The sequence below is a fragment of the Rhizobium sp. BK538 genome (assembly GCF_014197575.1).
Lineage (GTDB): Bacteria > Pseudomonadota > Alphaproteobacteria > Rhizobiales > Rhizobiaceae > Rhizobium.
In genome coordinates, this window is the sequence record NZ_JACIFT010000068.1 from 1 (window position 1) to 1,138 (window position 1,138).

Genomic DNA, 1,138 nt, shown 5'->3' on the forward strand with positions numbered 1-1,138 from the left:
CGTCGACGTCGGCGCGTTAAGACCGACAAGATTGATGGAGAGGCACTGACGCGGACACTGCTGGCATTCAAGCGTGGCGAGCCTCGTGTGTGCGCAATGGTCAGAGCGCCGTCCCATGAGGACGAAGACCGGCGTCGAATCTGCCGGGAACGCAAAGTGTTGATTGCGGAGCGGGTAAGGCATGTTAATCGTGTCAAAGGTCTACTTTTCGCCCAGGGCGTCAGCGGCTATCAACCGCTTCGCAAAGATCGCCGCCTACGGCTTGAGGAGCTTTGCACCGGAGACGGCCGTGGCTTGCCGAAGCATCTCAAGGCTCAAATAAATCGAGAACTCGATCGTCTTGAGTTGCTGCTTGAGCAAATCGCCGCGGTGGAGAGCGAGCGTAATTCCCTGCTTTCCGTACATGAGCGGCTAGCGTCTGAGGCACCGGCGCCGGCAATGTTGCTTACCTTGAAAGGTGTCGGCGCTGAGTTTGCCGCCGTTCTTTGGACCGAAGCGCTGTGCCGACATTTTGATAATCGGCGGCAGATTGCCGCCTATGCAGGTTTGGCACCGACCCCATGGATGAGCGGGACGATTGACCACGAACAAGGTGTCTCAAAAGCAGGGAATCCCCGGTTGCGCACCACGATGATTCAATTGTCCTGGCTATGGCTACGCAATCAGCCAGCGTCAGCGCTCAGTCGTTGGTTTGTGGATCGGGTCCAGTCGAATGGTGGACGTTTAAAGAAAGCCGCGATAGTTGCCCTGGCGCGCAAGCTCCTTATCGCGCTGTGGAAGTTTGTCACTGCGGGTGTTGTCATCGAAGGGGCTGTTATGAAGACCGCCTGACGACCATAAAATGGCCGAACACACAAATCTTCCAGGACTGATCAATCCTGGCGGATCCAGGTGAACGAACCGCCTCTAAGTCGGGCTTCAAATGCCGCGCTTTAGATTGGTCCCGTTCTCCTGAGCCTTGCCGCTACGCAAGCGGGATAGTGGTGCTGCCGGACAAAACGGCGACCGTATGTGAGTTTGAACCGGCGACGGAAACGTGCCGCGTCATGAAAGGTGGCTCAGCCATGGATTCGATACAAATCGAAAGGAGCACGCTATGAAAAGGTGATTGATCTTGACGGCGAAATCCTCATGTGAG

1 protein-coding gene is annotated in these 1,138 nt (G+C 56.2%); it reads left to right on the forward strand.

Going from position 1 to position 1,138, the window contains the following annotated elements; all coding sequences use genetic code 11:
- Positions 1-831 (forward strand): IS110 family transposase (locus FHX09_RS29405; RefSeq protein WP_184451130.1); only part of this gene is annotated, 831 nt, incomplete at its 5' end.
- Positions 832-1,138 lie beyond the last annotated feature (307 nt).